This window comes from Micromonospora sp. NPDC049836 (genome assembly GCF_044465125.1).
In the GTDB taxonomy this organism is placed as follows: domain Bacteria; phylum Actinomycetota; class Actinomycetes; order Mycobacteriales; family Micromonosporaceae; genus Micromonospora.
Genome location: NZ_JBITLH010000006.1, coordinates 106,306 through 121,530, shown reverse-complemented (window position 1 = coordinate 121,530; position 15,225 = coordinate 106,306). Strand labels below are relative to the sequence as shown.

Annotated in this window: 12 protein-coding genes; 3 read left to right on the top strand and 9 right to left on the bottom strand. The window is 74.8% G+C overall.

What is annotated here, in order from left to right:
• Positions 1–5: 5 nt before the first annotated feature.
• The 8 genes from ACIBPB_RS17965 to ACIBPB_RS17930 all read right to left on the bottom strand — a co-directional run bounded on the left by ACIBPB_RS17965 (position 6) and on the right by ACIBPB_RS17930 (position 10,460).
• Positions 6–1,574, bottom strand: a complete 1,569-nt coding sequence (locus ACIBPB_RS17965; protein ID WP_396840700.1) for a glycosyltransferase family 2 protein — start codon at positions 1,572–1,574, stop codon at positions 6–8.
• A complete protein-coding gene (locus ACIBPB_RS17960; protein ID WP_396840699.1) occupies positions 1,571–3,139 on the bottom strand; it encodes a glycosyltransferase family 4 protein in 1,569 nt (522 codons plus the stop codon). The genes ACIBPB_RS17965 and ACIBPB_RS17960 overlap by 4 nt, the downstream gene beginning before the upstream one ends.
• 214 nt (positions 3,140–3,353) lie before the next feature.
• Entirely contained in the window at positions 3,354–4,937 is a 1,584-nt protein-coding gene (locus tag ACIBPB_RS17955) for a glycosyltransferase (RefSeq protein WP_396840965.1), read from the bottom strand.
• A gap of 120 nt (positions 4,938–5,057) precedes the next feature.
• Positions 5,058–5,546 (bottom strand): hypothetical protein, encoded by a 489-nt coding sequence (locus ACIBPB_RS17950; protein WP_396840698.1) that lies wholly within the window; start codon positions 5,544–5,546, stop codon positions 5,058–5,060.
• The gene (locus ACIBPB_RS17945; protein ID WP_396840697.1) at positions 5,533–6,927 is read right to left on the bottom strand and encodes a glycosyltransferase; all 1,395 of its coding nucleotides are present in this window, start codon (positions 6,925–6,927) and stop codon (positions 5,533–5,535) included. Before ACIBPB_RS17945 ends, ACIBPB_RS17950 begins: the two co-directional genes overlap by 14 nt.
• Entirely contained in the window at positions 6,917–7,495 is a 579-nt protein-coding gene (locus ACIBPB_RS17940; protein WP_396840696.1) for a hypothetical protein, read from the bottom strand. Before ACIBPB_RS17940 ends, ACIBPB_RS17945 begins: the two co-directional genes overlap by 11 nt.
• A gap of 2 nt (positions 7,496–7,497) precedes the next feature.
• Positions 7,498–8,751, bottom strand: a complete 1,254-nt coding sequence (locus tag ACIBPB_RS17935) for a glycosyltransferase family 4 protein (protein WP_396840695.1) — start codon at positions 8,749–8,751, stop codon at positions 7,498–7,500.
• Between the two features lie 62 nt (positions 8,752–8,813).
• Positions 8,814–10,460 (bottom strand): glycosyltransferase family 4 protein, encoded by a 1,647-nt coding sequence (locus tag ACIBPB_RS17930; protein WP_396840694.1) that lies wholly within the window; start codon positions 10,458–10,460, stop codon positions 8,814–8,816.
• A gap of 372 nt (positions 10,461–10,832) precedes the next feature.
• Here ACIBPB_RS17930 and wecB point away from each other — a divergent pair, with 372 nt between their 5' ends.
• The 3 genes from wecB (at position 10,833) to ACIBPB_RS17915 (ending at position 14,021) form a co-directional block, all read left to right on the top strand.
• The gene (wecB, locus tag ACIBPB_RS17925; RefSeq protein WP_396840693.1) at positions 10,833–11,936 is read left to right on the top strand and encodes a non-hydrolyzing UDP-N-acetylglucosamine 2-epimerase; all 1,104 of its coding nucleotides are present in this window, start codon (positions 10,833–10,835) and stop codon (positions 11,934–11,936) included.
• 145 nt (positions 11,937–12,081) lie between these two features.
• The gene (locus ACIBPB_RS17920; protein ID WP_396840692.1) at positions 12,082–13,440 is read left to right on the top strand and encodes a glycosyltransferase; all 1,359 of its coding nucleotides are present in this window, start codon (positions 12,082–12,084) and stop codon (positions 13,438–13,440) included.
• Positions 13,441–13,445: 5 nt separating this feature from the next.
• A complete protein-coding gene (locus ACIBPB_RS17915; RefSeq protein WP_396840691.1) occupies positions 13,446–14,021 on the top strand; it encodes a hypothetical protein in 576 nt (191 codons plus the stop codon).
• Positions 14,022–14,054: 33 nt separating this feature from the next.
• Here the strand turns inward: ACIBPB_RS17915 and ACIBPB_RS17910 are convergent, their stop codons facing one another.
• On the bottom strand, positions 14,055–15,137 hold the full coding sequence (locus ACIBPB_RS17910; protein ID WP_396840690.1) for a hypothetical protein: 1,083 nt from the start codon (positions 15,135–15,137) through the stop codon (positions 14,055–14,057).
• Positions 15,138–15,225: the final 88 nt, after the last annotated feature.

Sequence of the window (15,225 nt, the reverse complement as noted above, 5' to 3'; positions counted from 1 at the left end):
GACTTCTACTTTCCTCCTAGTGGGAGCCTGCGCTGCAGGCGGGCCATCAGCCTGCGCGGCGTCACAGGTGCTACGGCGATCACGAGCTGACCCTTGTGGTTCGTGGTGGTGGTGAGGACGTGCAGCCGGGCGCCGTGGCGCACCACGGACCGTACCGGCACCGGCCGGCGTGGCCCGCGCAGCGCCGCCGACCCGGTGGCGCCGAGGGCGGTCACCTGGGCGGAGACGATGCGCAGCTCGCCACCGGGGGCGACGGTGGCCAGCACCCGGCCCAACGGTATCCGGGCCCGGACGGTGGTGCCGGTGGCGTCGGCGTCGACCGCGAGCGTGACACCGGCGACGTCCCCGGCGCAGAGCCGGATGTCGGAGGCGCGTTCCGCGAGGTCGGGGCGAGGGCTGCGGGCGGTCACCAGCAGCGCGCGGGCGCCGGCCCGGCCCCCCTCGAGGGTGGCCGAGACGGTGTCGAACCGGGCCAGCCAGTCGGCGACCGTGTCGGTGATCTCGAACCACGGGTCCGGGACGGCCAGCCGGGGATCCCGGAACCCCGGATAGCCGGCGTACCAGCGGTCGCCGTCCAGCACGGCCGGCGGGATGCCCAGCTCGGCGTCCTGCCGGATCACCGCCAGCAGGTCGTCGAGGTCGCCGTGGCGGGCCGCGCCGAGCCGGACCCGGGCCTCGACCGGGAGCCGGTCCCGGATGTCGTCGGTGAGGTACTGCCGGGCCAGCTCCCGGACCCCGGCGCGCACCTGCTCCTGGACGTCCCGCGTCAGCAGCAGGAAGTCGTTCTCCAGGAGCTTGGCGACCTCCCAGGTGAAGTGCCGCAGCAGCACCGCGTCGCGCCGCTTGCCGGGCTCGATCAGTCCGGCCACGAACCGGACGAGTTCCTCGGCGCAGCGCAGCCGCTCCAGGTGCCGGCTCTTGTAGGTGATGTTGCGGGCGTTCAGCCGGCGCACCGCATAGTAGTAGTCGTAGTCGGCGAGCACCGAGATCCGCCGGGCCCGGAAGCACGCCTCGATGGTGAACGGCTGGTCGCTGCCGACCGGCATGTCCTCCGGGTAGCGCAGCCCGTGCCGTTCGATCAGCTCGCGCCGGAACAGCTTGGTGTTCGACAGCGACCACGGCAGGGCGGAGTCGAAGAGGTCCACGTCCGGCTCGGTGGCCGCGAAGATCGCCTGGTGGATGTAGCGGCTGTTGACCCCGACGGTACGGCCGAGCACGACGTCCGAGCCGTACCGGTCGGCGGCGTCGACCAGCCGCTCCAGCGCCTCCGGCCCGAGGTAGTCGTCGGAGCCGATGAAGAAGACGTACCGGCCGGTGGCGTGCTCCAACCCGACGTTGCTGGGCTGCGCCGGCCCGCCCGAGTTGGCCTGGTGGATGACCTTGACGGTGCCGGGGTGCAGGCGCGCGAAGCGGTCCAGTTCCCGGCCGCTGCCGTCGGTGGAGCCGTCGTCCACCGCCACGACCTCCAGCCGGTCCCGCCCGATGCTCTGCTCGACCAGCGAGGTCAGGCAGCGGGTCAGGTACGGCATGGTGTTGTAGACGGCGGTGATGACGGTGACGTCCGGCTGGGTCACGTGCCGGCTCCGACCGCCGGCTGCGCCTCGTCCGCCCGGCCGGCCGCCCCGGGGGCCGGGCCGGCCGGTGCCCGCTCCGGCAGCAGCCGGCGGTACACCGCGTCCATCACCTCGGCCTGGGCCTCCCAGGTCCAGCTCTCCAGCAGCCCCGGACGGTCGTACGCGGCCCGGTAGCGGTCCGGTTCGGCGAGCACCGCCCGGACCGCCCGCACGTAGTCCGCGACGTCCTCGGCCCGGAACACCTCGCCCTGGCCGGTGTCGCGCACCGTGCCGGCCATCGTCTTCACGTCGCTGACCACCAGCGGCAGCCGGGCGTGCGAGTACTCGAAGAACTTGGTGATCAGCGCGATCTCGTGGTTCGGCCAGTGGTGGATCGGGATGACCCCGGCGTCCGCCGCCGACAGGAACGGCACCACCTGCCAGTGCGGCACGTACGGCAGCGCGTGCACCCGGTCGGCGACGCCCAGCCGGGCCGCCCGGGCCAGCACCCCGGCGACGTACGGGCCGGTGGGCTTGTTGACCACCAGCGCCACGTGCACCCCGGGCAGCTGCGGCAGCGCCTCGACCATGATGTCCAGCCCGCGCTGCTTCATGGCCGCGCCGCTGTAGACCAGCAGCGGCGTGTCGGGCCGCACGCCGCAGCTCGCCCGCAGGTCCGGCACGGGAGCGTCGGTGACCCGCTCGCCGTGCTCGGCGGCGGGCGCGTTCAGCACCACGTCCGGCAGGGTGGCCAGGCCGTGCTGGCGCTGGAGCAGGTCGGCCAGGCTGGCCGAGACGGTCATCACCGCGTCGGCGTACGGGGCGTACTCCCGCTCGTGCGCGACGTGCGCGGGCAGCCAGCGGGCGTTGTCCTGCCACGGCTTGAGGCCGGGCAGGAACTCGTGCGCGTCCCAGACCAGCTTGATCTCGCGGCCCCGGGCGGCGGCCCGGATCTTGGCGCGGGCGCCGACCCCGAGCATCCGGAAGTCGTTGGCGTGGATCAGGTCCGGTCGCAGCTCGTCGACCACCGGCCCGTAGGCCAGCTCGTAGTCCCAGAGGCCGGGCTCCAGCCGGCGCCACGCGCGGTCGCCGCGCACGGCCTGCCAGAACAGCGTGTAGGCCCGGTCCCACGGGTTGCGGAACCGGCGCCGGCGGCGGGCCTGGGTGAGCATCCAGTACCGCAGCGACACCCACTTGCCGGCGACCTTCGCGGCGGCCTCCTCGGCGCGCAGCGCGCGGCGGCGCAGCGCGAGGCGGGGCTGGCCGGGGTCGGCGACCGCGAGCTGGGCGGCCCGCACGGCCAGGTCGGCCTGCCAGGCCCGGACAGCCTGCTGGCGGTGGGCGGCCAGGCCGCTCGGCGGGTACGCCAGCGGCCAGCGCAGCCAGGCCCGCCGGAACTCGTGCCGGCGGCGGGCGAGCGGGTCGGGCATGGCCAGCAGCCGCACCTCGGCCCGGCCGAGCTGCCAGGTCTGCGGTAGGCCGCCGGGTGAGCGGCCGAGCAGGATGACCTCCCAGCCCGCGTCGGCGGCCGAGCGGGCGGCCTTCTGCACCCGCGAGTCACCGTTGACGCCGTTGTCGACCAGCATGACGACGCGTCCGCGGTGTCCGGCTGCCGCAGCCGTACCGTCAGATCCCATTACCGCCCGTCTCCGTTGCGCCTGCACCCCTGCCGAGCGGCGAGTCTACGCCAGCCGGTCCGCCATTCAGGACGCACACCGGGCGGCAGATCGCCCCCATTTGTGGCGGTCGTCACCCGCCCGCCGGCGGGTCCCCGCCCACCAGGGCGGGGACCGTCGATGATCAACCGTGGACGGGCTGGCCCTGCGCCGCCGGGTCGGCGGCCGGGACCGGCGCGTCGCCGCCGCGCCGCGGCCGGCCGGGCAGCAGCCGGCTGTAGACCTCGTCCAGCACCTCGGCCTGCGCCTCCCAGGTCCACCGCTCCAGCAGGCCGGGCTCGTCGTAGGCGGCCCGGTACCGCTTGGGGTCGGCCAGCACGGCGCGGACGGCCCGCACGTAGTCGGCCACGTCCTCGGCCCGGAACACCTCGCCCTGGCCGGTGCGGCGCACGGTCTCCGCCATCGTCTTCACGTCGCTGACCACGATCGGCAGCCGGGCGTGCGAGTACTCGAAGAACTTGGTGATCAGCGCGATCTCGTGGTTCGTCCAGTGGTGGATCGGGATGACCCCGATGTCGGCCGAGGAGAGGAAGGAGACCACCTGCCAGTACTTCACGTACGGCAGCACGTGCACCCGGTCGGCCGCACCCAGCTCGGCGGCGCGGGCCTGCAACCCCTGGACGTACGCGTCGCCCGGCTTGGGCACCACGAACGCCACGTGCACGCCGTCGAGCTGCGGCAGCGCCTCGACCATGGTGCCGAGCCCGCGGTGCACCACCGCGCCCCCGCTGTAGACCAGCAGCGGCACGTCCGGGCCGAGGCCGCAGGCGGCGCGGATGCTCGGGTTGGTCTCGTCGACCTCCTCGTCCTCCGGCAGCTCGTCGACGTTGGGCGCGTTGAGCACCACGTACGGCCGCTCGGTCAGGCCGTGCTCCTTGATCAGCAGGTCGCCGAGGCTCTCCGAGACGGTGATCACCGCGTCCGCGTACGGCGCGTACTCCCGCTCGGAGGCAGCGTGCGCGGGCAGCCAGCGCAGGGTGTTCTGGCCCGGGCTGACGCCCGGCAGGAACTCGTGCACGTCCCAGACCAGCTTCACGTCCCGCTTCGCGACCCGGCCGCGGATCGCCGCCCGGGCACCCACCCCGATCATCCGGAAGTCGTGGGCGTGGATCAGGTCCGGCTTGAGCCGGTCGATGACCGGGCCGAAGGCCAGCTCGTAGTCCCAGAGGCGGGGCTCCAGCCGGCGCCACGCCCGGTCGCCCATCAGCTTCAGCCAGAGGGCCGTCTGGAACCGGTCCCACGGGCCGGTCAGCCGACGGCGGGCCTCCTGGGCCCGGTTGAGCTGCCGGTAGCGCAGCGACACCCAGCCGCTGAGCACCTTCGCCGCGGCCTGCTGGCCGCGGACCGCCGCCTTGCGCAGCTTGAGGGCCGCCGGCGGCTTGCCCGACCGCTCGGCCAGCAGCAGCAGCCCGTGCCGGACCCGCAGGTCCGCCTGCCACGCCTTCATCCACTGGTGCCGGTGCCCGGCCACCCCGGTGGGCGGGTAGCCGAGCGGGCCGCGCAGCCACCGGCGGCGGAACTCGTGCCGGCGCTTCGTCAACGGCGAGGTCATCGGGATCAGCCGGACCTCGGCCCCGCCCTCGTCCCAGGTGTGCGGCTTCCGGTCCGGCGAGCGGCCGAGCAGGATCACGTCCCAGCCGGCGGCCGCGGCCGAGCGGGCCGTCTTCTGCACCCGGGAGTCGCCCTTGACCGCGTTGTGGACCAGCATGACCACGCGCCCCCGGGCCTCACCTGGGGCGACGCCGCTCGCAGAGTGCATGACGCTCCTACCTCTTTCCGCCGGCCGGAGCGGCCGGATCATCATCGGACATGCCGGGGCCGGCTCCGGTCAGGAGACCTGGTCGGGCACGAGTTCCAGGTTCAGCGCGGTGGTGACGACCGCGTCCGGATGGCGCCGGGCCAGCCGGTAGCCGAGAGTGACCGAGTCTATGTCGGCGGCCACCACGGCATCAACGTCACCGATCTTGGCCCGGCGCAGCGCGCGCACCCCCCGCCCGGCCAGCAGCGCGGCACGCACCTGGGCGTAGCCGGTCACCGGCAGGCGGCGCAGCAGGACCGCCAGCCGGCCGGTACGCCGAGGCCGGGTCAGGGCGTTCTCCAGGCCGCGCAGCGGCGTCCACGGCCCGCCCTCGAGCAGGCTGACCACCCGGACCGGCCGGGCGCCGGCCGGGTCGAGCCCGGGCGCCGGGCCGGCCACCACGAGCACCACCTCGGCCCCGCGTTCGGCCAGCCGGCCCACGTACCCGAGGATCCGGTCCGACAACCCCCGGTTGAGGGCCAGCACCAGCACCCGGGCGTCCCGCTCAGCGCCGCGCATGGTCACGATCCTCCACCCCGGCCCGGTCGACCCCGGCGCCGGCGCCCGCCGCGCTCGCCGGCAGCAGCGACCGCAGCCGGGCCTCCAGCGGCGCCAGCGTCAGGTCCCGGGCGTACCGGTCGGCGTGCCGCCGGGCCGCCGCCCGCTGCGCCGGATCCAGCTCGCGGGCGGCCCGCCCGGCCCGCAGCATGGCGTCCGCGACGTCGGCCGGTTCCAGGCTGCGCGCCCGGAACCACAGCGGGTAGTCGGCGAGCACCTCCTCGGCGGCGATACCCGGGGCGTGCACCGAGACGATCGGCCGGCCGGTCGTCATGTACTCGAAGATCTTGCCGGAGGTGACGTACTTCGACCCGCCGGCCAGGAACACCAGCACGTCGCTGTCCTCGTACACCGACGCCACCTCGGTCTTGGAGACCGGGCCGCGGTACCGGACCCCGGTGTCGGGGCGGTCGGCGCCGAGCCGGTCCAGCAGGTCCCGCGCGCCGTTGGGGTTGAACCCCAGGTGCCCGTGGATGTGCAGCTGGGCGTCGGCGAGCTCGGCGTGCCCCCGGGCCAACGCGAAGCCGCCGACCAGCTCCTCGATCGGCTGCACCCGGGTGACCGTGCCCAGGTAGGCGAAGCGCAGCGGCCCGTCGGTCCGCTGCGGCGCCGCCTCCGCCGCGGTCGCCACGTCCGGGTCCCAGCCGTTCGGGACCACCATCATCCGGTCCGCCACCGCCGGGTAGCGCCGGGCGTGCCAGTCCCGCAGCGCGTCGTTGACGAAGGCCACCCCCGCGGCCCGGCCCAGCACCCGCCGCTCCCACGCCCACGCCGGGTGGCCGGCCGGGAACGCCGGGCCGTTGGTGAACAGGTCCAGCGTCCACGAGTCCCGGTAGTCCAGCACGTACGGGACGCCGGTGAGCCGGTGGAACAGCCAGGCCGCGGCGAACGAGGCGAACGGGTTCCCGGTGGCCAGCACCACGTCGAACCGCCGGCGGCGGTGCAGCCGCAGCGCGCGGGCCACCGAGGCCAGGCCCCAGGAGGCGTAGTGCTCGGGGAAGCCGAGCCGCTGGCCGAGCTGGTAGAGCTTCTGCGCGGTGCGGGGCAGGTTCCGCCGGAACCGGCCGTACCGGCGCACGTCCTTCTCCCAGGCGAACCGTTGCAGCGCCGGCCGCTCCACCCGGATCTCCGGCGCCACGGTGGCCGCCAGGTCGGTGTCGACCGAGCCGAGCACGTCGCGCAGGAAGTCCACCGGGGCGGCGCAGACCGTGACGTCCCAGCCCCGGCTCACCAGGTGGTTGGCCGTGGCCCGGGCCCGGTAGACGCCGCTGGCCCGCGACGGCGGGAAGTAGAAGGCCAGGTAGAGCACGCGCGGCCGGCGGGCGCCTCGCTCAGCTCCCATCGGCCGGCACTCCACGCCGGTCGTCGTCGCCGTCCAGCGGACCGGCGTAGTCCAGGCCGAAGGCGAGCCGGGGCACCGGGACGCCGCGCGCCTCGTAGTCGGCGATCAGGCCCGCCGCGTACGGCATCGACGCCGGATCGGTCACCACGATCAGATCGAAGGCGGCGTCCGCCGGCAGGCCGCGCCGGATCACCGGGTACGACCCCTCGCCCCAGCCCTTGCGGTACAACGGCTGCACCAGCCGCCGGTGCACCCGGTCGGCGAAGCGGGACTCGTAGCCGGTGGAGACCCGGCCGACCCGCTCCCGCAGCGGCCCCCGGCCCACCGCCCGGAACACCTTCCGGGGCCCCTTGAACAGCAGCAGCTGCTCGATCCGCACCGGCAGCCGGGCCGCCTCCAGGCGGGACAGCTCGACCACCTTGACGGACCGGTGGAACTTGACCCGCCGCCACGGCTGGCGCTGGTCGATCACCACCACGGCCCGGCCGCCGTCGGCGACCACCTGGGCCGACTCCTCCTGGGCCGCCCGGGACCGGTTCGCCCCGAGGGCGAGGAACAACACCTGCATGGTCACTCCGTCGGGGTGGCGGCGGCGAACGAGGTCGGGGCGGCGGGCGCGGTGTCGTCGGCGTCGGGGAACCACACCCGCGCATGGGCCCGCCCGACGGCGTCGTATCCGTACCGGTCGACCAACACCGAGCGGGCGTGCGCCAGGTCCACCTGGGCGGGGAACCGGTCACGCAGCCGCCGGTACCCGTCGGCGATGGTGTCCGGGTCGTCGGTCACGTCGATCAGCCCGCCGGCGGCGTCCTCGATCCCGGCGAGGGTCTCCTCCGGCCCGCCGCAGCGGGTCACCAGCACCGGGGTGCCGGCGGCGATCGCCTCGATCACCGTCATGCCGAAGGTCTCCAGCCGGCTCGGGTGGATCAGCAGGTCGTGCTCGCGCATCAGCTGCAACGCCCGGTCGGGCAGGACCGAACCGACGAAGCTCACCGCGTCGGCGAGCCCCAGCTCGGCCACCCGCCGGGTCAGCGCGGCGCGCAGCCGCCCCTCCCCCACGAAGGTCAGGCTCAGCGACGGGTCCTCGGCCCGGCACCGGGCGAACGCCTCCAGCAGCAGCGCCACGCCCTTGCGCTCGCTGAGCGTGCCGACGTAGAGCCAGCGCCGCAGCGCGGTGACCGGCTGCTCGCGGGGCGCGCCGAAGGAGATCGGGTTCGGCATGAAGGTGATCCGGTCGGCGTGGTGCGGGAACGCCTCGACGAGGACCTTGCGCACCTCCTCGCCGACCGCGAAGACCCCGGCCGCCCGCTGGATCACCTCGTCGTAGAGGGCCCGGGAGTCCGACTCGGCGAGCACCGAGGGCAGGAAGGTCGCGTGCTCGGTCACGAAGACCCGGGCGTCGGGGCGGGCGTTCTCCAGCGCCGTCCAGCCACCCCGCAGGCCGACGTGGGCGTGCACCACCGGCGCGTCGATCGGCGCCCCGCGCAGCGCGGTCCGCAGCGCGGTCGCGTGCCGCCGGGCGGACTGGGCGAAGGACACCCCGACCCGCACCGGCACGGGGACGTACCAGAGCCGGGCGCCGGAGACGGTCCCGGTCTCGCGTACGGCCCGGGTGAGCAGCGCGTGGTGGGCCTGCATGATCGCCTGGTCCTGCGGCTCCGGGACGCGGGCGCCCCAGCCGTCGACGTGGTAGACGGTGGCCCGGTGCCACGCCGACGCGGTCGCCTCGACCATCGCCTGCACGAAGGCGCCACCGAACGGCACCTGCCTGGTCGGGTACCACGGCGTGACGATGGCCACGTCCCGGTCAGCGGGAACACCCACCGGACTCTCCTCCTCGGGTCACCGGCCCGGCCGGCACGCTGTTCGCGGCCGGCCGTGCCGGGTCAGGACTGGGCGACGGGCAGGGCCGGGCCGGCGTCGGCCGGGGCGGCGGTCGGGCCGGCGACGGCGTCGAGGTCGGCGCGGGCCGGCGAGCCGGGCGCGGCCGGCAGCAGCCGGGTGTAGAGCTGGTCGAGGATCGCCGCCTGCGCCTCCCAGCTCCACTGCTCCAGCAGGCCCGGCTGGTCGTACGCCGCGCGGTACTTCGCGGGGTCGGCCAGCACCAGCTTGACCGCGCGGAGGAAGTCCGTCAGGTCCTTGGCCCGGAACACCTCGCCCTGGCCGGTCGAGCGGACCATGTCCCCCATCGTCTTCACGTCGCTGGTGACCAGCGGCAGCCGGGCGTGGGAGTACTCGAAGAACTTGTTGCTCAGCGCGATCTCGTGGTTGGGCAGGTGGTGCAGCGGGCTGACCGCGGCGTCCGCGGTCGACAGCACCCGGGAGACCTGCCAGTGCGGCACGTACGGCAGCAGGTGGACCCGGTCGGCCACGCCGAGCTTGGTGGCGCGGGCCAGCAGCTTCTCGGCGGCCCGGTTGATGCCGGTCGGGTGCTGCGACAGCATCGCCAGGTGCACGCCCGGCAGGCTGGGCAGGGCCTCGACCACCAGGTCGACGCCGCGCACCGGGGTGATGCCGCCGGAGTAGGCCAGCAGCGGGGTCTCCGGGCCGAGGCCGCAGAGCGTCCGCAGGTCGGGCACCAGGGCGTCGTCGGTGCCCTCGGTGGCGGCCAGCACCGGCGCGTTCATCACCACGGTGGGCTGCTCGGCCAGCCGGTGGTCGCGGCGCAGCAGGTCGGCCAGGGCGTCGGAGACGGTCACCACGGCGTCGGCGGCGCCGATGTACTCCCGCTCGTAGGCGACCTGGGCCGGCAACCAGCCCGGCGTGCGGGGCAGCAGGCCCGGCACGTACTCGTGGGCGTCGAAGACGAACCGCACGTCGCGGCCCTTGGCCCGGGCCCGGGCCGCCGCCCGGGCGCCGACGCCCACCATCTTGAAGTCGTGCGCGTGGATCAGGTCGGGCTTGAGCTCGTCGATCACCTTGCCGAACGCCAGCTCCCACTCCCACAGCGACGGGTCGAGCCGGCGCCAGGCGCGCGCGCCCCGCATCGTGGTCCAGTACTTGACGACCAGCCGGTTGAGCGGCAGACGCGGGTTGGCCCGGGCCTCGCGCAGCTTGCGGGTCTCCCGGGCGCGCAGCCGCACCCAACGGCTGGCCGCCGCGAGCCCGAGGCGCGGGAACAGCAGCCGGGGCTCGCCGAGCGGGCCGCCCTGGCCGCCGGTCCCGCCGCGGCCGGCGCGCAGCTCGGCGATCCGGGCCACGACGTCGGCCCGCCAGGCGTGCATCAGCTCCAGCCGCACGGCGGCCTGCCGGCTGTCCGGGTAGGCGAGCGGCCGGCGCAGCGAGCGACCCCGGCGGAAGCGCGGCTCCACCAGGTCGGTGCGGACCGGAACGAGGCGCACCTCGGCCTGGCCGAGCCGCCAGGTGTCGACGGCCGAGTCGCCCCTCTTGCCGATCAGGATGACGTCCCAGCCCGCCTCGGCGGCGGACCGGGCGGACTTCTGCACCCGGGAGTCACCGTTCACGCCGTTGTCGACCAGCATGACGACCCGACCCCGAGTGCCTCGCGCCGCGACGGCGCCGTCCACGTCCATGATCCCTGTCTCTGCCTCTCCCACCGCACCGGCCTCTGCGAGAACGTCGGCGAGTGTACGGCAACGCCGACCCGATCGCCCCACCCGCGCGGCGCCCCGGCCCCGATCCGATCGGGTCACCCGGGCCGATCCGGCCTGACCAGGGCGGATACCACCCGAAACGGGTCAGCGAGGCGGCGTACCGGACATCCGGCCGGGTCGCCGCCACGCCGAACCGCGCCCGGTGGCGCACACCCACCGGGTACCCGCGGCCGGCGTCACGTATCGTGTTCGGCGCCAGGTGAGGCCGCCGGAGTGCCCGAACCTCTCGTCGAGACCGGTGCCCCTGGCGGGACCGTCGTCGTGGTTCACAACATTCCGGGAGACAGAGCCGTGAAGGTAGTCAGTGTCGTCGGTGCCCGTCCGCAGCTGGTGAAGCTCGCACCCATCGCGGCGGCGTTCGCCCGCACCGAGCACCAGCACGTGATCGTGCACACCGGCCAGCACTACGACGTCAACCTGTCCGACGTCTTCTTCTCCGGGCTGGGCATCCCCGCCCCGGACGTGCACCTGGGCATCGGCTCGGGCAGCCACGGCATGCAGACCGGCCGGATCCTGGAGGCCATCGACCCGGTGCTGGCCCGGGAGGCCCCGGACTGGGTGCTGGTCTACGGCGACACCAACTCCACCCTGGCCGGCGCCGTCTCGGCCGTGAAGCAGCACATCAAGGTGGCCCACCTGGAGGCCGGCCTGCGCTCGTTCAACCGGCGGATGCCGGAGGAGCACAACCGGGTCCTCACCGACCACGCCGCCGACCTGCTGCTGGCCCCCACCGAGGAGGCGCTGCGCCACCTGGCCACCGAGGGGCTGGCCGAGCGCTCGGTGCTCAGCGGCGACGTCATGGTCGACGTCTGCCTCCAGGTCCGGGACAGCGTCCTCGCCGGCCAGCACCCCCGGCCGGTGCTGCCGGACGGCATCGAACCGGACGCGCCGTACCTGCTGGCCACCCTGCACCGGGCGGAGAACACCGACGACCCGGCCCGGCTGGCGGCGCTGGTCGAGGCGCTGGCCTCGCTGCCGGTCCCGGTGGCGCTGCTGGCCCACCCGCGGTTGCTCGCCAAGGCGCAGGAGCAGGGCCTGAAGCTCGCCCAGGGCGCCCTGCACGTGGGTAACCCGGTCGGCTACGCGGGCATGATCGCTGCGGTCCTCGGCTCGGTCGGCGTGGTGACCGACTCCGGCGGCCTGCAGAAGGAGGCCTACCTGCTGGGCCGCCCCTGCACCACGCTGCGCTCGGAGACCGAGTGGCTGGAGACCCTCTCCGGCGACTGGAACCGGCTCGTCCCGGACCCGCGCCGGCTCACCGCCGACGAGTGGGTCCGCACCGCCACCCGGCCCGCGCCGGCCACCGCCCAGGGTGAGCCGTTCGGCGACGGGCGGGCGGCGCAGCGCGTGGTGGAGATCCTCGCGGAGCGGGCTACGCTGGACCGGCAGGCCTGATCCCGGTGCTCGACGACCGCACCCCGGCGCCCCTGCGGCGCCGCCGGTGCGGTCCGTGCCGTCAGGCGCGGGACCCCGGCGAGCGACGCCGGCGGATCCCGGCGATTGGACCGTGCCCCGTGCCGAGCCGCTTCAGGAGCAGCAGATGACGACCCAGCCCCGGCGTCGGCCTCGGGTTCTGTATCTCTCGTTCTACTTCCCCCCGTCCCGGGCCAGCGGGGTCTACCGGGCCCGGGCCACCGCCAACCACCTGGCCGCGCACGACTGGGACGTCACCGTCTTCGCCGCCCCGATGCGGTTCCTGCACGACGTGGCCGGTTCGGTGGACGAGGGCCTGGCGGCCACCGTGGATCCGCGGATCCGGGTGGAGCGGCCCGAGCTGAACTACTTCAAGTGGGAGCACGACCTGCGCCGGTTCAGCCGGCTGCGCCGCACCATGCCGCTGGTCTCCCGCAAGCTCTACGAGGCCGGGCAGCGGATCTTCCCCGAGCACTACCTCTCCTGGGGCCGCAGCGCGGTGGCCAAGGCGCTGCGGCTGCACGCCCGGCGGCGCTTCGACGTCGTCCTCGCCACCGGCAACCCGTTCGCCTCGTTCGCCGCCGCCTGGATGATCAACCGGATCACCGGCCTGCCGTACGTGGTGGACTACCGCGACTCGTGGACGCTGGACCTCTTCGCCGACAAGCCGGGCTTTCCCGAGGGTCACCCGGTCTGGGGCTGGGAGCGGCGGGTACTCGAGCGCGCCTCGGCGGCGAGCTTCGTCAACGAGGCGCTGCGCGGCTGGCACGCCGAGCGGTACCCGGCCGTGGCGGACCGGATGATGGTGGTGCCCAACGGCTGGGACCCGGATCTGCTCACCGACGTCGGGGACGGGCCGGGCGACGGCCACGCCGGCCCGGCCGCGCCACTGCGCTTCTCGTACGTCGGCACGCTCACCGCCGCCCAGCCGGTGGAGCAGATGACCACGGCGTTCCAGCTCGCCCGCCGGCATCCCGAACTCGCCGACGCCGAGCTGAACATCTACGGCCACCTCGGCTTCTTCGCCAGCAGCCAGGCGCTGATGCGGGAGCGGCTCGGGCTGACCGACGAGCCCGGCGGCGTCCACTACCGGGGCCCGGTGGCCAAGACCGAGATCTCCCAGGCGTACGCCGACAGCGACGTGCTGGTCTTCCTCGCCGGCGGGGCGAAGTACGTGACCTCCGGCAAGGTGTTCGAGTACATGGCCAGCGGCCGCCCGATCGTCTCGGTGCACGCCCCCGGCATCGCCGCCACCGAGGTGCTCCAGGGCTATCCACTGTGGTTCAACGCGGACAGCCTGGACCCGGAGCAGATCGCCCAGTCCATGATGGCGGCCGGGAAGGCGGCCCGGGACCTCGATCCCGAGCTGCGGGCGGCGGCCCGCCGCCACGCGCAGGCGTACACCCGCGAGCGGGTGCTGGTCCCGCTCGAGGCGAAGCTGCGGTCGCTGACCCGGTTCGCCGCTACCCCTGATCGGCAGAGGTGAGGCCCGTGACGACGCAGGCAGCCGCAGCCGGGGCCACCAGGTCGGTGGTGCTGGTCGTGTCGATGGCGCAGCACCCGCCGGACCGGGTGGTCGAGCTGGTCCGGACCCTGGTGGCGCGCGGCGACGAGGTGCACCTGTTCACCCGGGGCGCCCAGGCGTGGCTGGAGTCGGGGATCGAGCCGCTGCCGGTGATCCGGGAGGCGCCCCGGCGCGAGGTGCACTACCCGGTCCGCCGGGTCGAACGGGTGCTGGTCTACAAGATCCCCGGAGTGGTGTCGCGGGTCGGTGACCGGCTCGCCGAACGCTGGCCGGGCCGGTGGATCGGGCGGCTGGGGGCGGCGGCCTCGGAGCGGCGGCGCTGGGTCTCCGGCGGCATCCACCACAAGCTCTTCTACCCGCGCTACGCGGTGCTGTTCCGGCCGCTGGCCATGGCATGGATGTTCGCGCCGCAGCTGCGCGGGCTGGCCGTCGACCGGGTGGACCGGATCATCGCCTGCGACACCCTCGGCGTCCCGCTGGCCAGCCGGCTGGCGAAGCGTTTCCCGTCGGCCACCGCGACGACCTCGCTCAAGCTGGACTGACCGCCGCCGGGGCGGGCTGCCGGCCCCGACGCCTCAGCTGTCCAGGAACTCGGCGAACACGTCCGCCGTCCGGCGGCCGTCGTGGTACTGCCGGACGTACTCCACCGACTCGGCGCCGAGGCGGGCGGCGCGACGCGGGTCGGCGATGAGCTCTTCCAGGGCGGCGCCCAGGGTGTCCGGGGTGGCGTTGACGATCGGCGGCCGCTCGTCGAGCCGGTCCAGCACCTCGTCGTGCAGGTAGGCCAGCACCGGCCGGCCGGCAGCCATCGCCTCGACCGCGAAGGTGCCGTAGCAGCCGAGCGCGAACTGGTCGAGCACCACGTCGGCGCGGCGGATCAGCTCCCGCACCTCGGTCCAGGGCAGCTCCTCGGCCAGCCGGAGGTCGATCGCGCCCGCGTCGTGCAGCGCGGACAGGGCCGGCAGGATCCGGTCGGTGCCCTTGAGCCAGCGCGCCGAGGGGGCGTGCAGCACCACCGGCCGTTTCCGGCGCAGCACCGGCGCCCTGCTGCGCCAGGCGTCCACGTCCACCACCACCGGCGCCCAGGTCGCCTCGGGCAGGTCGAGCAGGAGGTCCGGCGTGGTGACGAAGACCGGGCGCCCGCTGGTCCCGGCGACCCGGTGGTTGCGCTCGGCCCGGCCGGCCAGCTTCTCCAGCCGCTCCTCGGGCAGGTCGTGGAAGGGCGAGAACGGGCTGCGTTCCCGGTGCCGCACCGGGTGGCGTACCTCGCTGCCGTGCGCCAGCAGCGCGACCCGGATGCCGGCCTGGCGCAGCGCGGGCAGGTCGGCGCCGATGTGCCCGCCGTTGAGCGAGCCGAAGACGGGCAGGAACGCGTCCGCGATCAGGTGCGTGTAGCGGCCGATCACCCGGCGCAGCTGGGCGATCTGGCCGTCCAGTTCGGTGAGCCGGTCCGGGTCGAGCCGGACGTCGGCCGGGAAGGCGAAGCCGTGCGCGGTCCGGCGCATCAGCACCTCGGCGGAGACGTCCGGACGCTGCCGGCAGATGGCCGCGGCGAAGGCGGCGGCCTGCCCGGCGTAGTTGGCCGGCCCGAGGCCGAGCCGGACCGGGGTGTCGCCCAGCGGCCGCCACCCGGTGGGCGGCGGGCTCGTCGTCGCCATCCCGGCGCGTCCTCCTCGAACGAGGTCTGGCGGGCGTCTCCGGTGGCCGTGGCGTCGGCCCCGGCCATCACCGCGGTGATGGCCGGGG

Excerpts from the sequence above, each read along its gene's own strand:
- ACIBPB_RS17960 (WP_396840699.1), bottom strand. The coding sequence starts at position 3,139 with ATGCTGGTCGACAACGGCGTCAACGGTGACTCGCGGGTGCAGAAGGCC.
- ACIBPB_RS17955 (WP_396840965.1), bottom strand. The coding sequence starts at position 4,937 with ATGCTGGTCCACAACGCGGTCAAGGGCGACTCCCGGGTGCAGAAGACG.
- ACIBPB_RS17950 (WP_396840698.1), bottom strand. The coding sequence starts at position 5,546 with ATGCGCGGCGCTGAGCGGGACGCCCGGGTGCTGGTGCTGGCCCTCAAC.
- ACIBPB_RS17945 (WP_396840697.1), bottom strand. The coding sequence starts at position 6,927 with ATGGGAGCTGAGCGAGGCGCCCGCCGGCCGCGCGTGCTCTACCTGGCC.
- ACIBPB_RS17940 (WP_396840696.1), bottom strand. The coding sequence starts at position 7,495 with ATGCAGGTGTTGTTCCTCGCCCTCGGGGCGAACCGGTCCCGGGCGGCC.
- ACIBPB_RS17930 (WP_396840694.1), bottom strand. The coding sequence starts at position 10,460 with ATGGACGTGGACGGCGCCGTCGCGGCGCGAGGCACTCGGGGTCGGGTC.
- ACIBPB_RS17920 (WP_396840692.1), top strand. The coding sequence starts at position 12,082 with ATGACGACCCAGCCCCGGCGTCGGCCTCGGGTTCTGTATCTCTCGTTC.
- ACIBPB_RS17910 (WP_396840690.1), bottom strand. The coding sequence starts at position 15,137 with ATGGCGACGACGAGCCCGCCGCCCACCGGGTGGCGGCCGCTGGGCGAC.